An 18,323-nucleotide genomic window follows, 5' to 3' on the forward strand; every position below is an offset into this window, starting at 1 on the left:
GACTTCTCCTATTTGGACAGTGCCGATCAGGCACACGGACTACCCTTTCCGATCGTGAATCCCGATCGAACGCCGGACGAGGGCGGAGTGCCGCCGGAGCCGTCGGGCGCCGGTTCGTTCGACGAGCTGGCGGCCCGGCTGAACGCCCTGCGCGGCCGGCACGGCGTGTCCTACCGGGAGCTGCACCGGCGGGTCGTGCGGGGGCGGCGGGCGGCGGGGAACCCGGAGCTGCCGGTGTTCAACACGGTCTACCGCTGCCTGCGGCCGGGGAGGCGCCGGGTCGACGCGGACCTCGTCGCGGACATCGTGCGTGCGCTCACCGCGGACGAGGCGGTGGTGTCCCGGTGGCGACAGGTGTGTCAGGTGATCGCGGGGCTCACCGCCGACTCGTCGTGGGTGACCGTGGCGGGGGAACTGCCCGGCGACAACACGGAATTCGTCGGCAGGCACACCGAACTGGCCGCGATCACCGGTCCCGGGGGCGACGAACGGCGGTCACCGGTGGTGGTGATCGACGGCATGGCCGGTGTCGGCAAGACCAGTCTCGCCGTCCGTGCCGCGCACCGGCTGGCGCACCGGGACGGCGTCGCGGTCCGGTTGTGGGCGGACCTGCGTGGCTACGACGCGGACCGGGCGCCTGCCGACCCGCTCGCGGTGCTGGACGAATTCCTCCGCCGGCTCGGGGTACCGGGCAAGGAGGTCCACAGCCTCGGCCCCGCGGGTAGGCGGGAGACCTACCGGCGGCTGCTCGCGGACCGGCACCCGGTCGTGGTGCTGGACAACGCGGCGGACGCCGACCAAGTGCGTCCGCTGCTGCCGGACCGGCCGGGTGGCATCGTGCTGATCACCAGCAGACGGCGCCTGACCGGCTTGGCCGGTGCGCGGCGCGTGCACTTGGAGGCGTTTCCGGGGGCCGAGTCGCTCGACATGTTGCGCAGGCTGGTCGGCGCCGCCGAGATCGCCGAGGACACCGAGGCCGCCGCGTGGATCGCCGAGCTGGTCGGACATCTGCCGCTGGCGCTGACGGTGGTGGCGGGCCGGATCCGGAACCGGCGCGATTGGACGTTGCGCGACCACGCCGCCCGGCTCGCGGAACGCCGGGACAGCCTGCGGATCGAGGACGAGCTGGAAAACGCCATCGGCCTGTCCTATGCCGATCTGCCCGCAGAGGCCGCGCTGCTGCTGCGACTTCTCGCGATCCATCCCGGCCGTGACGTCGACACGCGCGCGGCCGCCGCGCTCGCCGGGGTGGATCCGCGCAAGGCGGAGGTACTTCTGGGTGAACTGGTCGCCAGCAGCCTGGTGCAGCGGCGCGACCAGGATCGGTTCGGCCTGCACGACGTGGTCCGCCTCTACGCGGCGGGGCTGGCGCGGGACGTGGACGCCGCTTCCGCACGCAGGGCCGCGCTCGGCCGGTTGTTCGACTATTACCGGCACACCGCCTGCCAAGCCATGGATCACTACGCCCCGCACGAACGCGACCGCAGGCCCGCGGTGTCCACTTCGGACGTCCCGGCGCCGGACATCGCCGATCTCGCGGCGGCGACGGCGTGGCTGGACGCCGAGCGGCACAACCTGGTGGGCATCACCGTGCTGGCCGAGGAACAGGGCAGGCGCGAGGACGCGGCCACGATGTCGCCGATCCTGAACCGGTACCTGTACAACGCGCTGCACTTCGCCGACGCGGAGATCGTGCACGGCATCGCGGTCCGCGCCGCCGACCCGCTGGTCCAGGCGAGCGCGCATATGAGCCTCGGTGCGGTCTACCTGCGTTCCAATCGCTACCAGGAGAGCATCGACCAGCTCAAGCAGGCGCTCACGCGGTACGACGCGGGTGGTGACCGGGCCAGCTGGGCGCGGGCGCTGAACAATCTCGGCAACGCGTTCGACCGGCTCAGTGACTTCGCGGCGGCCGAGGACTGCTACCGGCAGGCGTTGCTCGTGCACCGGGAGACCGGCAACCGCACCAGCGAGAGCCGCGCGCTGGGCAACCTCGGGAACAGCGCGATGCGCGTCGGTGACTGGGACAAGGCCGCGACGTACCTGGACGAGGCACTGGCGATCATGCTGGAGGTCGGGGACCGGATCGGGGAATGCCTGACCTACGGCAACCTCGGTACGGTGCGCGAGCAGCAGGGTCACTCCGCCGAGGCGCTCGACCACTACCGGCGGGCGCTCGTCACCGCACGTGGGTTCGGCTACCGGTTCCCGGAGACCGAGGCGTTGCTCCACATCGGCACCCTGCTCGCGCGGCTGGGCGAGCACGACGACGCCCTGGCACACCTGAGCGAGGCACTGGACCTCGCGCGCCGGAACAGCTTGGGCGAGTTCGAAGTCAAGGCGCTCAACGGTATGGGTATCGCACTCGACGGCCTGGGTGATGCCTCGGGCTCGATCGCCAAGCACCGCGAAGCGCTCGCGGTCGCCGAGAAACTGGGCGATCGCTATGAACAAGCACAGGCGCACAAGGGGATCGAACGCGGCGCGGCCGTCACCGGCGACACCGGAACGGCGGATGATCACGGGCGGAAGGCGCAGGCCTTGCTCACCGAGATCGGCCTGCGCTGATGTCCGTCCACAAGGGACACTGAGCAGGTGCGGCCACACGGGTAAGGTGGCGGGTCGCGAAAGCCACTTTCGCGACATCAGATGTCGCGAAAGTGGCTTTCGCGACGTCAGTGGGCGCCGCTTTGCCGGATCCGCGGTCGTCGCCGGTCAGACCGGCGCGAGCTGATTTACTTCCAGCTGTACGCGGCGCCGCCGAAGCCCGGCTGGACCTTCGCCCGCACCTTGGGGTAGCCGGCGTGGCCGTAGTAGCCACCACTCTTCTTCGGGATACCCGACCAGCGCACGACAACGGTGCCGCTCGTGCCGCATCCCGCCGTGGTCCACTTCGTGACCATCTTCTTCTTGGAAGTGCTGTAGTAGTGGCCCTGCGCGTGGACACAGACCCGGGTGTTGCTGCCCGGCGGGATCTGCCACTTGTAGCGGCGGTGCTGCGGATTCTTCTTCGAATCCAAGGAGATCCAAGCACAGTCCGATTTGGACACGCGCCACTTGCCGTAGCCGGCGAAATCGCCACGCCACCCGCCGCAGGCGGCGGTGACGTCGCCCGCCGGGACCTCTTCGGTCAGTTCGACCTCGACCCCGACCCCACTGTCATCGGCCTCCTCGGCCATGGCCGGCGCGCTCTGCATGGCGAGCGCCATTCCCGCGACCACGAGGCCGGTCGTGACCCGTGTCGTCCATTTCTTCAAAATGCGTCTCTTTCTCGATTTCGCGCGCGATCGGATATTTTCCATCAGCCGGTGATTCGGCTACGTCAGACGTTAACGGCGGTGCGGGAACCGGACAATGATCTTGTGCGACGACTTTGATCGAGGTTGTTCGAAAACCGGGTCACCGCACCAGGTCCCGGTCGGCGAGCGCCTGCACGCGGTCGAGGTCGGCGTCGATCTCTGCCGGTGGCGCCGCATCCGGCAGCAGTTCCTCGATGTCGTGCAGTGGCCGGTACCGCAGGCCGAGCACACCCCACACCACCAGTACGGCACCGGAGACCACCATCAGCGCGGCGAAACCACCGAGCAGGTCGGCGAGCGGCCCCGCGGTCAGGAATCCGAGCGGTTGCATGGCGGTCGCCAGCATGACGTTGATCGCGAGCACCCGGCCCTGCAGATGCTGGCCGACCTTCGTCTGGATGATCGACAGCCAATGCGCGTTGCCGATGCTCATGCACGCCAGCCGCACGAACAGGCCGATCGCGACCACGAGCACCGAAGGCCACGCCCCCATCAGAGCCACCCCGAGCCCGGAGCCGACGACGAACGCGATCATGCCGGTGGCGCGGCGTTCGGTACCGCCCCAGGTGATCACGACGAGCGCGCCGACCGCCGCGCCGATCCCGCCGACGGCACTGACCACACCCAGTTCGGCGGTCGAGCCGATCGACAGGACCAGCGGGGTGAGCCCCACCCACATCACGGCGGTGAAGTAGTTGACCACCGCGAAGTAGCCGATCATCACCAGCAGCGGTCGGCGGCGCAGCACGAACTTCCACCCGCCGGTGACCGCCCGCGTGAACGGCTCGGCCCTGGTGAAGAACATCCGGTCCGGGAACCGCACCAGTACCAGGGTGGTCACCCCGATCGCGAACGTGGCGACGTCGGCCACGACGACCCCGGTCAGCCCGGACAGTCCCATGAGGACACCGCCGAGGACGGGCCCGAGTACGGTGCCGAGCCCGGCGCCCATGTCGGCGAGCGCGTTGGCCTGCGGCAGGTACGGCTTCGGCACCAGCTGGGCGATCGCCGCCAGGTAGGCGGGCCGGTGGAACGCCGACGCCACCGACATGACCCCGACGATCGCGCACACCGCCGGGAGATCGAGCCGTCCCAAGGCGGCCAGCACGGCGAGCACGGCCATCGCCGCGCCGCTCGTCAGGTCGCAGCACAGCATGATCCGCCTGCGGTCCACCCGGTCGGCGAGCGCGCCGCCGACCGGTGTCAGCAGCATGCTCGGCACGCGGGCGAGCAATACGACCAGCGCGAGGTCGATGACGCGCCCGCTGAGCTGGTACGCCCACACGCCGAGCGCGAACGCGCTCAGTTCGTTGCCGATCATCGACACGGCTTGGCCACCCGCCACGGTGTAGAACGCGCGTAGCCCTCGCCGGGTAGTGACGGGGACGTCGTCGATTTCCGGCGGCAGGTCACCGGCGGCCCAGCGGGACAGCCGGTCCCGTAGCAGCGCGGCGACCTCGGCGGCCTGGTGGCGCAGGAAGTAGTGCCCGGCCTTGGGCAGCACGGCCAGTTCGACGCGATCGGCGAACACGCCCCACTCCCGGTACCGCTCCTGGTACAGCTCGGTCGCCGGGTCGCTCGACCCGGCCACGCACAGGATCGGCGCCGCGAGCCGGGGTGCTTGCCCGGCGTCCGGGTCGAGCGCGCGGCCGAACCATGCCTGCGCCTGCCCGGCGTCGTGCCGCAGCGCGTGCAGCATCGCCGCGCTCGCGGCTTCGTCCATGTCGTCCAGCAGCCCGCCGGTGGCCCGCAGGGTGTCCCGGTAGAGCCGGTCCGCCACCCAGCGTTCGCGAGGGAACCTGCGTTGCAGCCAGGCCGACAGCTTCCCCGGCAGGCGCGCGGCGGGGAAGCTGCCCGCCACGACCACTCCGGCGACGGAGCGGCCGTCGGCCTCCAGCCTGGCGGCGAGCGCGGTGGCCACCGCGGAGCCGACACAATGCCCGTACACCGCGACCGGACCGGTGACGGTGCGGCCGATCTCCTCGGCCAGCAGGTCCACGACCTCGTCGACGGTGCGGAACGCCTCGTCGGGCCGCGCCACGTCGTGGCCGGGCAGCTCGACGGCGAGCAGGTCGATATCCGGTGCGGCGGCGGCGAGTTCGGTGGCCAGTGGCTGGAACACCGCGGCCGAGCCCCCGCCGTAGGGCACGCAGACGAGCGTCACGTCCGGTATGCCCGTGCGGGCGGGGGAGAGGCGGTGCAGCAGGCGCCCGTCGTCGCTCTCCCGCCCGGCGTCGAGATGGGCGGCCAGTTCGCGGACGGTCGGGTGCAGGAACAGGTCGATGACCCGAAGCCGTTCGTCGATCAGCCGGACCGCGCGGACCGCGGTGAACGAATGGCCGCCGAGGGCGAAGAAGTCGTCGTCGGCGCGGACTTCGGGCACGTCGAGCACCTGGGCCCATACCTGTGCGACGCGTTGCTCTGCCGGCGTTTCCGGCGCACGCGAACCCGTCACGGGCACGGGAGTGGGCGCGGTGACCGGGCGAGACCCGGCGCGGGCCGGACCGACCGCGGCGACCGGCTGGTCCACATTGGACAGTAATCCGGTCAGGAGTGCCTGGAAGTCGGCGACGATCTCTTCGGCGGTACCGGCGTCGAACAGGTCGGCGCGGTAGGCGAGGCCGCCGAGATAGGTGTCGCCGTCGTTGACCAGCACCATGCTGAGGTCGAACTTCACCTGCTCGCCCGCGTCGCGGACGGCCGTCACCTCGACACCGGGAATGGCGGGCGGTGTCGCCGGCTGGTCGAGCACGTTCAGCAATACCTGGAAGATCGGCGTCGCGGCCACGGATCGTTCCGGCCGCAGCCGCTCGATGATCCGTTCGAGCGGCGTCTCGGCGTGCGCGAACGCGCCGAGCACGGTCTCGCGGGACCGGCCGAGCAATTCCCGCACGGTCGGGTCGCCGCCGAGGTCCGTGCGCAACACGAGCGTGTTCACGAAACAGCCCACCGTCGACTCGACGTCGGGGTGATGCCGTCCGGACTCCGGTACGCCGACCGCGACGTCGCCGGTCCCGGCGCGGCGGCCGAGCAGTTCCTGCCAGCAGGCCAGCAGCACCATGAACGGCGTCACGCCCGTCTCGGTCGCGACCTGCCGCACGCGTGCGGTGAGCTCGGCGGGGAGGGCGAACCGGACATGCCCGCCGGACCATCCGGCCACCGCCGGGCGGGGTCGGTCGGTCGGCAGCGTGAGCAGCGGCGGCAGCCCGGACAGGCGGTCGCACCACCAGTCAAGGTCTTCGTCGCGTGCGCGGGCGGCCAGCCAGGCGGCGTAGTCCGCGTACTGGACGGGCAGGGCCGCGTCCGGTGCCGATCCCGCGAGCCGGGCGGCGTACGCGTCGGCGAGGTCCGTCCCGATGACGCCGCGCGACCAGTTGTCGGTCGCGATGTGGTGCACGGTGAGCGCGAGGACGTGCTCACCGGCGGCGATCCGGAACAGCGAGGCCCGCAGCGGCGGCTCCCGGTCGAGCGCGAACGGCCGGGCCAGTTCCGCCCGGCACGCCGCGTCCACCCGGTCGGCCGCGATGTCCACAATGGACACCGGAACGCGGTCGGCGGGCACCGGCACGGCCACCGGGATGCCGTCCCGCTCCTCGATGACGGTGCGCAGGACGGTGTGCCGTGCGGCGACGTCCCGCACCGCGAGCGCCATCGCCGCCGCGTCCAGCGGTCCACGCAGCCGCAGCACCAGATCGGCGTGATAGGCCGAGCCCGGGCCGAGTAGTTCCAGAAACCACAGCCGCGCCTGCGCGGACGACAGCGGTGCGGGCGCTTCGGGGTCCGGCCGCACGGGGATGGGCGCGCCACCGAACACGCCGCCCGGGTCGGCGGCCAGCGCGGCGGCGAGGTCGGCCAGCACCGGGTACTCGAACACCGTGCGCACGGCGACGTCGCGGCGCAGCGCCTCACCCAGCCGCCCCGCCACGCGCACCGCGGCGAAGGAATGCCCGCCCGCGGCGAAGAAGTCGTCGTCGGCGGAGAGGCCGGCGATCCCGAGCACGTCGCCCCAGACCCGCGCCACGAGCCGTTCGGCCGGGGTCGCCACCGGCCGCCGCGCGGCGGGCCCCCGCTCGGCCGCGTCGGGCAGCGCCGCCCGGTCGATCTTGCCGTTCGCGTTGAGCGGCAAGCGATCCAGCACGGTCAGCGAAGCGGGCACCAGATAGTCCGGCAGACGCTCCCGCAGCGTCCGGCGCACTGCCGCGACATCGAGCCCCGGTCCGACCAGCCAAGCGGCCAGGCGCCGGTCCAAGCCGGTGCCGACCGGCAGCACCACGGCCTCGGCCACCCCGTCGACGTCGCGGAGAGCGGCGGTGACCTCGCCCAGTTCCACCCGATGGCCGCGCACCTTCACCTGGTCGTCGGCGCGGCCGAGGAACTGCACGGTGCCGTCGGCCCGCACCCGCAGCAGGTCGCCACTGCGGAAGCACCGCACGCCGGCGCCCAGCGGGTCGGGCCCGAACCGGGCCGCGGTCTGCGTGTCGTCGCCCAGATAGCCACGGGTGATCTGCGGTCCGCCGATCACCAGTTCGCCGGTCATGCCGTCGGGTACGACCGCGCCGCGGGCGTCGACGAGATGGCCGACGACCCCGGGCAGCGGCGTGCCGAGCGGCACGTATCCGGTGCGCTCGTGCGGCGGGACGGTCGTCACGTCGCAGGTCATCGAGATCATCGTGCTCTCGGTGTGCCCGTAGTGGCTCTGCACCCGCAGCCCGGGACGGGCCGTCTCGACGCGTTCGACGAGCGACCACGGGCACGCCTCACCGGCGAGGATCAGCAGCCGGCTCGGCAGCACGGCGGCGAGATCCCCGTGGCGGGCAAGGAGTTCCAGGTGGCTGGGCACGCACTTGAGTACGTCGACCGGATGCTCGGCCAGGTATCCGGCGAAGGACTCCGGATCCATCGCGGTGTCCCGCTCGACCAGATGGACGGTGCCGCCGGTGGTCAGCGCGCCGTACACACAGGTGAGGCCGAAGTCGGCCGCCGGGGTGGAGACCACCGCGAACGACGCGCCCGCCACCTCGCCGAGCCGGGGCAGCATGCCCGACAGATAGTGCGCGACGTTGCGGTGCTCGACCGCGACCCCCTTCGGTGCACCGGTAGAACCGGACGTGAAGATCACGTGGATCAGGTCGTGCCCCGCGACCGGGACGTCCGGCCGGGTGCCGGGCCGGCCCGCGACCGCGTCGTCGACGGTCATGACGGTGATTCCGGGAACGGTGACGTCGAGGCCGGGTTCGGCGAGCAGGATCCGCGCGCCCGCGGTGGCGAGGATGGTGGCCACCCGCGCGTGCGGATAGGTGGTGTCCATCGGCAGGTACGCGCCGCCGGACTTCATGATGCCCAGCACCGCGCACGCCACGTCGGTGCCCTGTTCGAGCAGCAGCCCGACCGGCTCGTCGGCGCGCACGCCGAGCGCGCGCAGCCGGTGCGCGATCCGGTTGGCACGTTCGTCGAGCTGCCGGTAGGTGAGCGCGCCGGTCGCGCCGACCACGGCCACCCGGTCCGGGTAGTGGTCGGCGGTGTCCTCGATCAGGGTGTGCACCGGGCGGAGTCCGGTCCGCTCCGGGGCGGGCCCCGCCAGTGCCGGGGAGGTGACGACCTCGACGGGTACCTCGGCCACCGGCCGGTCGAGGTCCGCGGTGATCCCGTCGACGAGCGTGACGAACCAGCGGGCGATCCGTTCCGCGGTGCCCCGGTCGAACAGGTCGGTGCGGTACGACAGCCCGCCCGAATAGCCGTCGCCGGACCGGGACAGCGCGAGGTTCAGGTCGAATTTGACGCTGCGCACCGGCGGTTCGGTGACCCGGGTGGTCAGGCCGGGCAGCTCGGGTGCCCGCGACGGTTCGTCGAGCACGTTGAGCATCACCTGGAAGACCGGCGACGCGTCGAGCCCTCGTCGTGGCGCGACCCGCTCCACGATCCGCTCGAACGCCACGCCCGTGTGCGCGAACGCGTCGAGCACGGTGTCCCGGGCGGCGGTAAGGAGGTCGCGGCCGGTGATCGCCCCGGCCAGGTCGGTACGCAGTACCAGCGTGTCGACGAAGCAACCGACGACCCGTTCGGCGTCCGGGTGGCGCCGTCCGGACTCGGGTACCCCCACCGGCACGTCGGTCGTCCCGGCCAGCCTGGCGAGCAGGGTCTGCCAGCACGCCAGGAACACCATGAACGGGGTGGCGCTGGTGGTGCGGCCGATCTCCCGCAGCCGCGCGGTCAGCGCGGCGGGCACCTCGACGCCGACCTCGGCGCCTTCGTCCCCGGCCACGGCCGGCCGGGGCCGGTCGGTCGGCAGTTCCAGCACCGGGGGTAGCCCGGCGAGCCGCTCGTGCCACCAGTCCAGGTCGGCCTCGGCGGTGTCCGGTCGGGAACCGTTCCACGCCACCAGATCCGCGTACTGGAGCGCCGGTGGCGGCGGTACGTCGCGGACGCCGAGGCGGGCCGCGTAGCAGGCGGCGAGGTCATCGAGCACGACCGCGGCCGACGGGGCGTCCATCGCGATGTGATGGAACGTCAACGCCAGCACACGCCGGTCGGCGGCGACCCGGAACAGCACCGCCCGCATCGGCGGCAGGTCACCGAGCGCGAACGGACGGATGGCCTCGGCTGCCACGGCGGCGTCCAGCTCCTCCGCCGTCACGTCCACAGTGGACACCGGGACGCCGGGTCCCGCGCACCGCATCGGCTCCCCTCCGACCTCCCGGTACACGCCGCGGAGCACGTCGTGGCGGTCGGCGACGTCACGGACCGCGGCGAGGAGCGCGGTCTCGTCGGCCGGTCCGGTCAGTTCGAGCACGAGCGGCAGATTGTAGGCGTGGCCGCCGGGTTCGAAGCGGGCCAGGAACCACAGCCTGGCCTGCGCGGACGACAGCGGCACCGGCGACCCGTCGCGAGGGAGCCGGGGGATGGCGGGCTCCCTCGCGACGGGGCCGTCGCCACGCAGGGCGGCGGATGCGCGACCGGCGAGCAGCTCGCGCATCCGTCGCTGTGCCGGGGTGATGAGCGAGTCGGTCATGCGGTGCTCCCCGCCGGGACACCGATGGTGTCGTCGTCCGCCAGCGCGGTCATCGCGATCCGTTCCAGTTCCGTCGCGAACTCCCGCAGTACCGGCCGGTCGAACAGGCACCGCACCGGGACGGGGAAACCGAGCGCCTCGCCGAGGCGGCCGACGACCTTGGTCGCGGCGAGCGAATGTCCGCCGAGGCCGAAGAAGTCGTCCAGCGCGCCGACCCGTTCGCGACCGAGCGCCTCGGCCCAGGTCACCGCTACGAATTCTTCGAGCGCCGATGCCGGCGGGCTGTCCGGCCGCGCCGCTGCCGAGGGGGCGGGCAGCGCGGCGCGGTCCACCTTGCCGGTCGCGGTGGCGGGGAACGCGTCGAGCAGTACCCAGCGGTGAGGCACCGCGTAGTCGGGTAACCGGCCGCGCAGTACGGCTGCCACCGCATCGGTGTCCACAGTGGACGGGGTGAGGTAGCCGACGAGATGCGGTTCGCCGTCCCCTCCGCGCACCACGACCACCGCGTCGGTCACTCCGGCGACCGTGCGCAGCACGTGCTCCACCTCGCCGAGTTCCACCCGGTTGCCGCGGATCTTCACCTGGTGGTCGGTGCGGCCGTGGAACTCCAGCACGCCGTCGGCGCGCCAGCGGACCAGATCGCCGGTGCGGTAGGAACGTCCCCCGTACAACGGGTCGGTGGCGAACGCGGCCGCGGTCAGGTCCGGGCGGTCCCGGTAGCCCGGTGTCACGCCCGCGCCGCCGATGGACAACTCGCCGACCGCGCCGGGAAGCGCGGCCTGGCCGAACGGGTCGACCACCGTGAGCAGGGTGCCGCCGAGCGGTCCGCCGATCGGTACCGGCCGGTCGGCCGCCAGGTCGGTGGTGGTCACCAGGTGTGTGGTCGCGGTGATGGTGGTCTCCGTGGGTCCGTAGCAGTTGCGCAGGCTCTCGACCCGGGCGGTGACCTGCCGCGCCAGCGCGACGTCGAGGGCCTCGCCGCCGGAGAACACGTGCAGCCCCGGCAGATCGGGAAGTCCGGCGGCGACGAGCATCCGCAAGGTGGTCGGTGTCGGGTTGAACCGGGTCGCGCCGGTCGAGACGAGCCGCTGGACCAGCGCGTGCCCGTCGACGGCACAGTCCCGGTCGGCGATCGCGCAGTGCGCGCCCGCGGTCAGCGTCGTCCAGATCTCGCCGGTGGCCGTGTCGAACACGAGCGGTGCGATCGCGAGCCAGGTGTCGGACGGCCGGATGCCGGTGACTTCGCGGAAGGCGTGGACCAGCGCGGCGAGGTTCCGGTGTGTGACCGCGACGCCCTTCGGACTGCCGGTCGAACCGGAGGTGTAGAGGACGTAGGCGAGGTCGTCCTGGTCCGGCTCCCGCAGCGCGCGGGTGGTGTCCGTGACGGGGGCGTCGAGGTCCACGACGGTCAGCCGCGGCAGCGCGGCGCGGGCCACGTCCAGCGCGTGGCCGCGGGCGGCGACGACCCGGATGCCGGCGTCGGCGGCGAGCGCCGCGATCCGGTCCGCGGGATGGGCGGGGTCCAGCGGCAGGTACGCGCCACCCGCCCGCCACACCGAGAGCAGCCCGGCGGGCAGGTATTCGTCGCGGGGCAGACATACGCCGACCACGTCACCGGTGGCGACACCCGCGGCGAGCAGCCCGCGGGCGCCCTGTGCCGACCAGGTGGCGAGATCCGCATAGGACAGCCGGCCGTCGGGCGAGGACGTCGCCACCGCGCCGGACTGTCGCGCGAGCACGCCGGAGACCACGGTTCGGGTGGCAGGCAAAGGTTTTCCGGCGCCCCAGGAAAGCAGCGCGGCATGTTCCGCGCCGTCCAGTATGTCCAGTGTGGACAGTTCGGCATCCGGGTCGGCGGTGAGCCGGTCCAGGAGGGTGCCGTACCAGCGGGCCCACCGTTCGATCGTGGCGCGGTCGAACAGGTCGGCGCGGAACACGAGCCTGCCCGTGTAGCCGTCACCGGTTTCGGCGAGGTCCAGGTTCAGGTCGTACAGCGCGGTGGCGACCGGTTGCGGCGGCATCGTCACGGCCAGGTCGCCGAGCGTCGCGGTCGCCTGCTCGTCGAGGACGTTCATCATCACCTGGCACACCGGGGTGCTCGCCGGGTCCCGCTCCGGCGCGAGCCGCCGCACGACCTCGTCGAACGGCACGTCGCCGTGTGCGAACGCGTCGAGCACCGCGTCGCGTGTCCTGGTTACGAGGTCGCGGCCCGACCGGACGCCGGGCCCCAGGTCGGCGCGGACGGCCACGGTGCCGACGAAGAATCCGACCATTTCGGCCAGTTCGGCGGTGCGGCGGCCACTGTGCGGCACGGCGACTGCGAGGTCCCGTACCCCGGCCAGCCGGGCGAGCAACAGTTGCCAGGCCGCGAGCAGGACAGTGAACGGGGTGGTCCCGGCCGTGCTCGCCAGTGTCCGGACCCGGCCGGCGACGGCCGAGGGCAGCCGGAGCGGGACCTCGTCCGCCGTCCAGTCCGCGATGGCGGGGCGGGGCCGGTCGGCGGGCAACCGCAACGCGGGCAGGTCCGCGAGCCGCGCTTCCCACCAGTCGAGCCCCGCGGCGTGGTCCTGTTCGCCTTCCCGTGCGGCGTGGTCGGCGTACTGGACCGGCGGTGGCGGCGGCAGGTCGCCGGGATCCGTGCGGTACCAGGTGTCTATTTCGGACAGCAGGAGCCGTTGGGACGTCGCGTCGGTGGCGATGTGGTGACAGGTGAGGGTCAGCACGTGGTGGTCCGGTGCGAGCCGGAACAGGACCATGCGCAGAGGTGGCGTGGCGTCCAGTGCGAACGGCCGCCGGATCTCCGCCGCCACCGCCGCGGCCAGGTCGGGTTCGCGGACGTCCACTGTGGACATCGGAACGGCGTCGACCGGCCCGAGGAGCGCGACCGGCTCCCCGTCGATCTCGGTGAACCGGCTGCGCAGCACGTGGTGGCGCGCCGTGAGCGCGCGGACCGCGCGGTACAGCCGCGGCTCGTCCAGTGTGCCCAGGATCCGCAGCACGGTGGGGGAGTTGTAGGCGGCGCTGCCCGGGTCGAGCTTAGCCGCGAACCACAGCATGCGCTGCGCCGGTGATAGCGGCGCGGGCGCGGCCGGGTCCGCGCGGGCGACGAGTGGGCGGTCGGCACATTCGGTCTCGCCATTTATCCGAGCTGTGAAGTCGGCGAGCACCGGGTGGTCGAACAGTGTGCGGACGGTGATCCGGCGTCTCAGCCGGGCGTGCAGGAGGCCGACCACGCGGGTCGCCGCCAGCGACCGGCCGCCGAGCGCGAAGAAATCGCTGTCCGGGCCGATTTCCACGTCGAGTTCGAGGCATTCCCGCCACGCCCGCGCGACCACCGCCTCGGCCTCCGACAGTGGCGCGGCCGCGGCCGGACGGGCGACGGGCGACGGCGGGAGCGCGCGCCGGTCGAGCTTTCCGTTGGGCAGCAAGGGGAGTGCGTCCAAGGTGCACCACGAACTCGGCACCATGTAGGCGGGCAACAGCCGCCGAAGCCGTCGCTCGACGGCCGCCGCGTCGACGCTCGCGGGGGTGAGGTAGCCGATCACGTGCGCGTCCACGCCGTCCGCGGCCACCGCCACCGCCGCGTCGTCCACATCGGACAGTCCACGCAGGACGGACTCGATCTCGCCCGGCTCGAACCGGTTGCCGCGCACCTTCACCTGGTCGTCGGCGCGGCCGAGGAATTCCAGTGCCGCGTCGGGACGCCACCGGACCAGGTCGCCGGTGCGGTAGCAGCGCTCGCCCGGCCGCACCGGATCGGCGACGAACGCGGACCCGGTCAGCTCGGGCCGCGCCCGGTAGCCGGTCGCCACACCGGTGCCACCGATCCACAGCTCACCGATCGCGCCGGGCGGTGCGAGCCTGCCCGCCTCGTCCATCACGTACAGCCGGGCGCCCGGTGTCGGCGAACCGATCGGGACCCGGTCCCGATCCTGATCGGTGACCCGGTGCGCGGTCGCCGCGACCGTGGTCTCCGTCGGGCCGTAGCCGTTCCACAGCCCGCCGACCAGCGGCCTGGCTCGCTCGGCGAGGTCCGGGTCGAGTACCTCGCCGCCGAGCAGCAGCCGCAGCGCGGGGTCGCCCGCCCAGCCCGCGGCGAGCAGCATCCGCAGGCTCGTGGGGGTCAGGTCGACGACCGTGACACCGCTCTCGGTGATCTTCCGCGCGAGTTCGTGGCCGTCGACGGCGGTGTCGCGGTCGGCGACGACGCAGCGCGCGCCGGTGGCGAGCGGCCACCACAGTTCCTCGGCGGACACGTCGAAGGCGAGCGGCGCGACCGCGAGCATCGCGTCGTCCCGCATCATACCGGGGCTGAGCCCCCGGGAACGGACGAACGCGTGCAGGTTCGCGTGGCTGATCTCGACACCCTTGGGCCGCCCGGTCGACCCCGATGTGTACAGCACGTACGCGAGGGCGTCGCCGTCCGGCAACATCGGCTCGAAGGGCACCTCGCCGGTCCCGTCGGCGCTGACCACGCGCAAACCCGGTACGGCGTCGGCGATCTCCGACGTCACCGGCCGGGCACCGCCACGCGTGAGCACGAACCGCAGGCCCGCCTCGTCCGCGAGCTGGGCCAGTCTGGCGACGGGTTGCCCGGTGTCGAGCGGCAGATACCCCGCGCCCGCCCGCCACACGGCGAGCAGCGCGGCGGGCAGGAACTCGTCGCGCGGCAGGCACACCCCGACCGTGTCCCCGGCCGCCACCCCGGACGCGGCGAGCACGCGCGCGATCCGGTCGGCGTGGCCCACCAGTTCCGCGTACGTCAGCCGCCCGCCCTCCGACGACACCGCGACCGCGTCCGGTGTCCGCGACGCGGTGCGCCATACCGCGTCCGGCACGCCGGCCGCGTCGTCGGCGGGCAGCGCGGGGCCGGTGCCCCACCTCGTCAGCTCGGCGACTTCCCCATCCGCCGTCAGATCCAGTGTGGACAGCGGTGTGTCCGGTGTGGACACAGCGGTGCGCAGGAGGTGCAGCAGGGAACGGGCGAACCAGCGGGCGCGGGCGGGAGCGAGCCAGGACGGGTCGTGCTCGACGATCAGCTCGGCGCCGCCGACGTGGGTGTTCACGAACACCGTCAGCGGGTTGTGGCTGCCGCCGGTCGGCAGTTCGCCGAGCAGGTCCAGCCGCGTGTCCGGCCCATACGCCGTCAGCGGGAGACCATCGGGCTGCACCGCGATCGACACGGGTGTGAGCGGTACGCCGGCCGGCCGTTCGCCGCCCCACAGCCCGGCGAGTTCACCGCTGGGCAGGCCCCGATGGTCGATGGCGTGCGCCGCCTTGGTCATGGCCGCGCGCAGCAGATCGCGGAACGACGTGTCCGCGTCGAGCCGCAACCGGACCGGCAGGACGTCGACCAGCGGCCCGACGGTGTGTTCGAGCTCGGGCCGGTCCCGGTGCGCGGCCGCCATTCCCAGCAACACGTCCTGGCTCCGCACCAGTTCGCCGACCAGCAGCCCCAACGCCGAGAGGTACACCGCGAACGGCGTCACCCCGGTCGATTCGGCCAGCGCGCGGACCGCCGACCCCAGCGACTCCGGTAACGGCGTGCTGATCCGTTCTCCTCCGAAGCGCCGCCGACCGTGCGTGGCGCGGTCGAACAGGGCGTCCGGCGGGGTCGCTCCCGCCAGCTCTTCCGACCAGTACGCCGCCGGCCGGTCTCGTGCACCGGGCACCTCCGCGAGCGCGCGTTCCCGCGACGCCACCGCACCCACCTGCGCGAAGGAAGCCGCGGGTGCGCCCGCGAGCTCTGCCATGAGCACGCCGATGGACGCGCCGTCGGTGGCGATGTGGTCGGACACGACGATCAGGTCGGCCACCTCGTCGGCGAGGCGGAGCAACGTGATGCGCAGGAGTGGCGTGTCCGCGGTGAGGTCGAACGCGTGCCGCGCGGCGGCCCCGGCGAGTTCTCCGGCCCGGTGGTACGCGTCCGCGAGCCCGCGCAGGTCGTGCACGTCCACCGGCACCCGCACCGGCGGACCCACCGTCATGACCGGTTCGCCCCCGTGGTCGTCGATCGTGCCGCGCAGCACCTCGTGCCGGGCCACGATCCCGTCCGCGGCGGCCCGCAGCTCGGGCACCGACACCCGGCCGCGCAGCCGCAGCCGCCAGGCGACGGTCGTCGCGGTGCCGGTCGAACCGAGCTGGGCGAGCGTCCACAGATCCCGCTGCGTGCCGGTCAAGGGAAAGGTCCCCGGGTTTTCCTCCAGTACCAAGGAAGGCGCGGCGGCCGGGGCGTCCGCGAGCCGCCGCGCGACCGCCGCCACCGTGCCGTCGGAGAGGAACTCCGCCAGCGTCACCACGCGGCCGGAGCCCTCCCGCAGTCGCGCGACCGCACGCGCCGCGGCCAGGGAATGCCCGCCCGACTCGGAGAAGCGGTCGTGCACCCCGATCCCCGGCAGCCCGAACGCGGCCGCGACCGCCTCGGCGACCAGCCGCTCGGCCTCGGTACGCGGGGCGACGTACTCGGTGTCCTCACGATCGAACACCCACGCCGCCAGCGCGGTCCGGTCCGCCTTCCCGGTCGTGCCGAGCGGGATCGCGTCGAGTACGGCGATCCGTGACGGCACCAGGTGCGCGGGCAGCCGCGATCGCAGCCACCGCAGCAGTTCCGGCTCGGACACGCCGTCACCGGCCGGTTCGGCGAACCCGACGAGCCTGCGCTCGCCGTGCTCGTCGACGGGCGCGAGCACCACCGCGTTGCCGACGGCCGGGTGGGTGAGGAGCGCCGCCTGGACCTGTCCCGGTTCGATCCGGAAGCCCCGCACCTTCACCTGGTCGTCGGCTCGGCCGACGAAGTGGTGCACGCCGTCGCGGCACCGGACCAGGTCACCGGTGCGATAGTGCCGGACGCCGCGGGAGTCGACCACGAACTTCTCGGCGGTCAGCTCCGGCTGCCCCAGGTACCCGCGGGTCACGAGCGCCCCGCTGACCCACAGCTCACCGACCTCGTCGTCGCCGAGCACGCGACCGTCGGTGTCTCGCACGGAGAACGCGGCGCCGGGCAGCGGTGTGCCGATCGGCGGGTCGTCCAGTCCGTCCCGGCCGACCTCGTGGCACGAGCAGTTCACCGTCGCCTCGGTCGGGCCGTAGCAGTTCACGATCCGGCGCACGCCCTCGTTGGCGTAGAGGCGGTCGACGAGCGACCGGTGCAGAGCCTCGCCCGCGATCGCGACGGTCCGCACCGAACGCGGCAGCGGGGTACGCGCCAGCACCGCCAGTACGGACGGCACGCCCTGCACGAACGTCACCTCGTCCCGCGCGGCCAGCCCGGGCAGCGCGAGGAGATTCTCCGCGAGCACCAGGCTCCCGCCGGTCACCAGGGGAGGGAAGACTTCGGCGACGGACGCGTCGAAGCAGACCGACGCGGCGCCGAGCACGCCACGCAGTTCGTCGTCGCCGTAGGTCGCGGCCGCCCACGCCAGCAACGCGAGCACGTTGCGATGCTCGACCTGGACACCTTTCGGCCGTCCGGTGGAGCCGGACGTGTAGATCACGTACGCGAGGTCCGTGCCGGAACCCGGGACACCGGGGGCGGTCGTGGGCGCGGAGGCGACGTCCCCGACGGCCAGCACCGGCACGCCGGTGCCCGCGAGCGCGGCCGGATCCGGTTCGTCCGCCACCACCAGCGACAGCCCGGAGTCCGCGACGACCGACGCGCCGTGCGCCGGGGGAGCGGACGGGTCCAGCGGGACGTACGCGCACCCAGCCTTCAGCACCCCCAGCAACGTGGGTACCAGCCACCGGCCGCGGCGCAGGCAAACGCCGACGAGGTCACCGGGTGCCACCCCGCGACGGAGCAGCGTGTGCGCGACCGTGTTCGCGACCTCGTCCAGCCGGGCGTAGCTCAGCCGCTCGTCGCCCGCGACGAGGGCACAGCGATGAGGTGTCCTTCTCGCCTGCTCCTCGAACGCCTCGTGTACCCGGTCGAACACGCCCAGATCTACCCGCAACCGCTGAATCCCCTCATGCCCGGCCGGGGTTCGCCGACCTCGGCAGATTGAACTTCCGGGACGGCG

General features: G+C 72.9%; 4 protein-coding genes. 1 reads left to right on the top strand and 3 read right to left on the bottom strand.

Annotated features, from left to right (window positions below; genetic code table 11):
* Positions 1-54: 54 nt before the first annotated feature.
* Positions 55-2,568 carry a tetratricopeptide repeat protein gene (locus tag ACIBTM_RS28115; RefSeq protein ID WP_395880147.1) on the top strand — a complete coding sequence of 838 codons (2,514 nt, stop codon included), beginning with the start codon at positions 55-57 and terminating at the stop codon, positions 2,566-2,568.
* A gap of 167 nt (positions 2,569-2,735) precedes the next feature.
* On the opposite strand, the gene ACIBTM_RS28120 is transcribed toward ACIBTM_RS28115, so the two are convergent.
* The 3 genes from ACIBTM_RS28120 to ACIBTM_RS28130 form a co-directional block, all read right to left on the bottom strand.
* Positions 2,736-3,257: a hypothetical protein gene (locus ACIBTM_RS28120; RefSeq protein ID WP_395880148.1), complete on the bottom strand. Its 522-nt coding sequence runs from the start codon at positions 3,255-3,257 to the stop codon at positions 2,736-2,738.
* A 142-nt stretch (positions 3,258-3,399) separates the two neighbouring features.
* Complete coding sequence (locus ACIBTM_RS28125; protein WP_395880149.1) at positions 3,400-10,308, bottom strand: amino acid adenylation domain-containing protein; 6,909 nt, start codon at positions 10,306-10,308, stop codon at positions 3,400-3,402.
* The gene (locus ACIBTM_RS28130; protein WP_395880150.1) at positions 10,305-18,257 is read right to left on the bottom strand and encodes an amino acid adenylation domain-containing protein; all 7,953 of its coding nucleotides are present in this window, start codon (positions 18,255-18,257) and stop codon (positions 10,305-10,307) included. The genes ACIBTM_RS28125 and ACIBTM_RS28130 overlap by 4 nt, the downstream gene beginning before the upstream one ends.
* Positions 18,258-18,323: the final 66 nt, after the last annotated feature.

This window comes from Amycolatopsis sp. NPDC049868 (assembly GCF_044461365.1).
Classification (GTDB): Bacteria; Actinomycetota; Actinomycetes; order Mycobacteriales; family Pseudonocardiaceae; genus Amycolatopsis.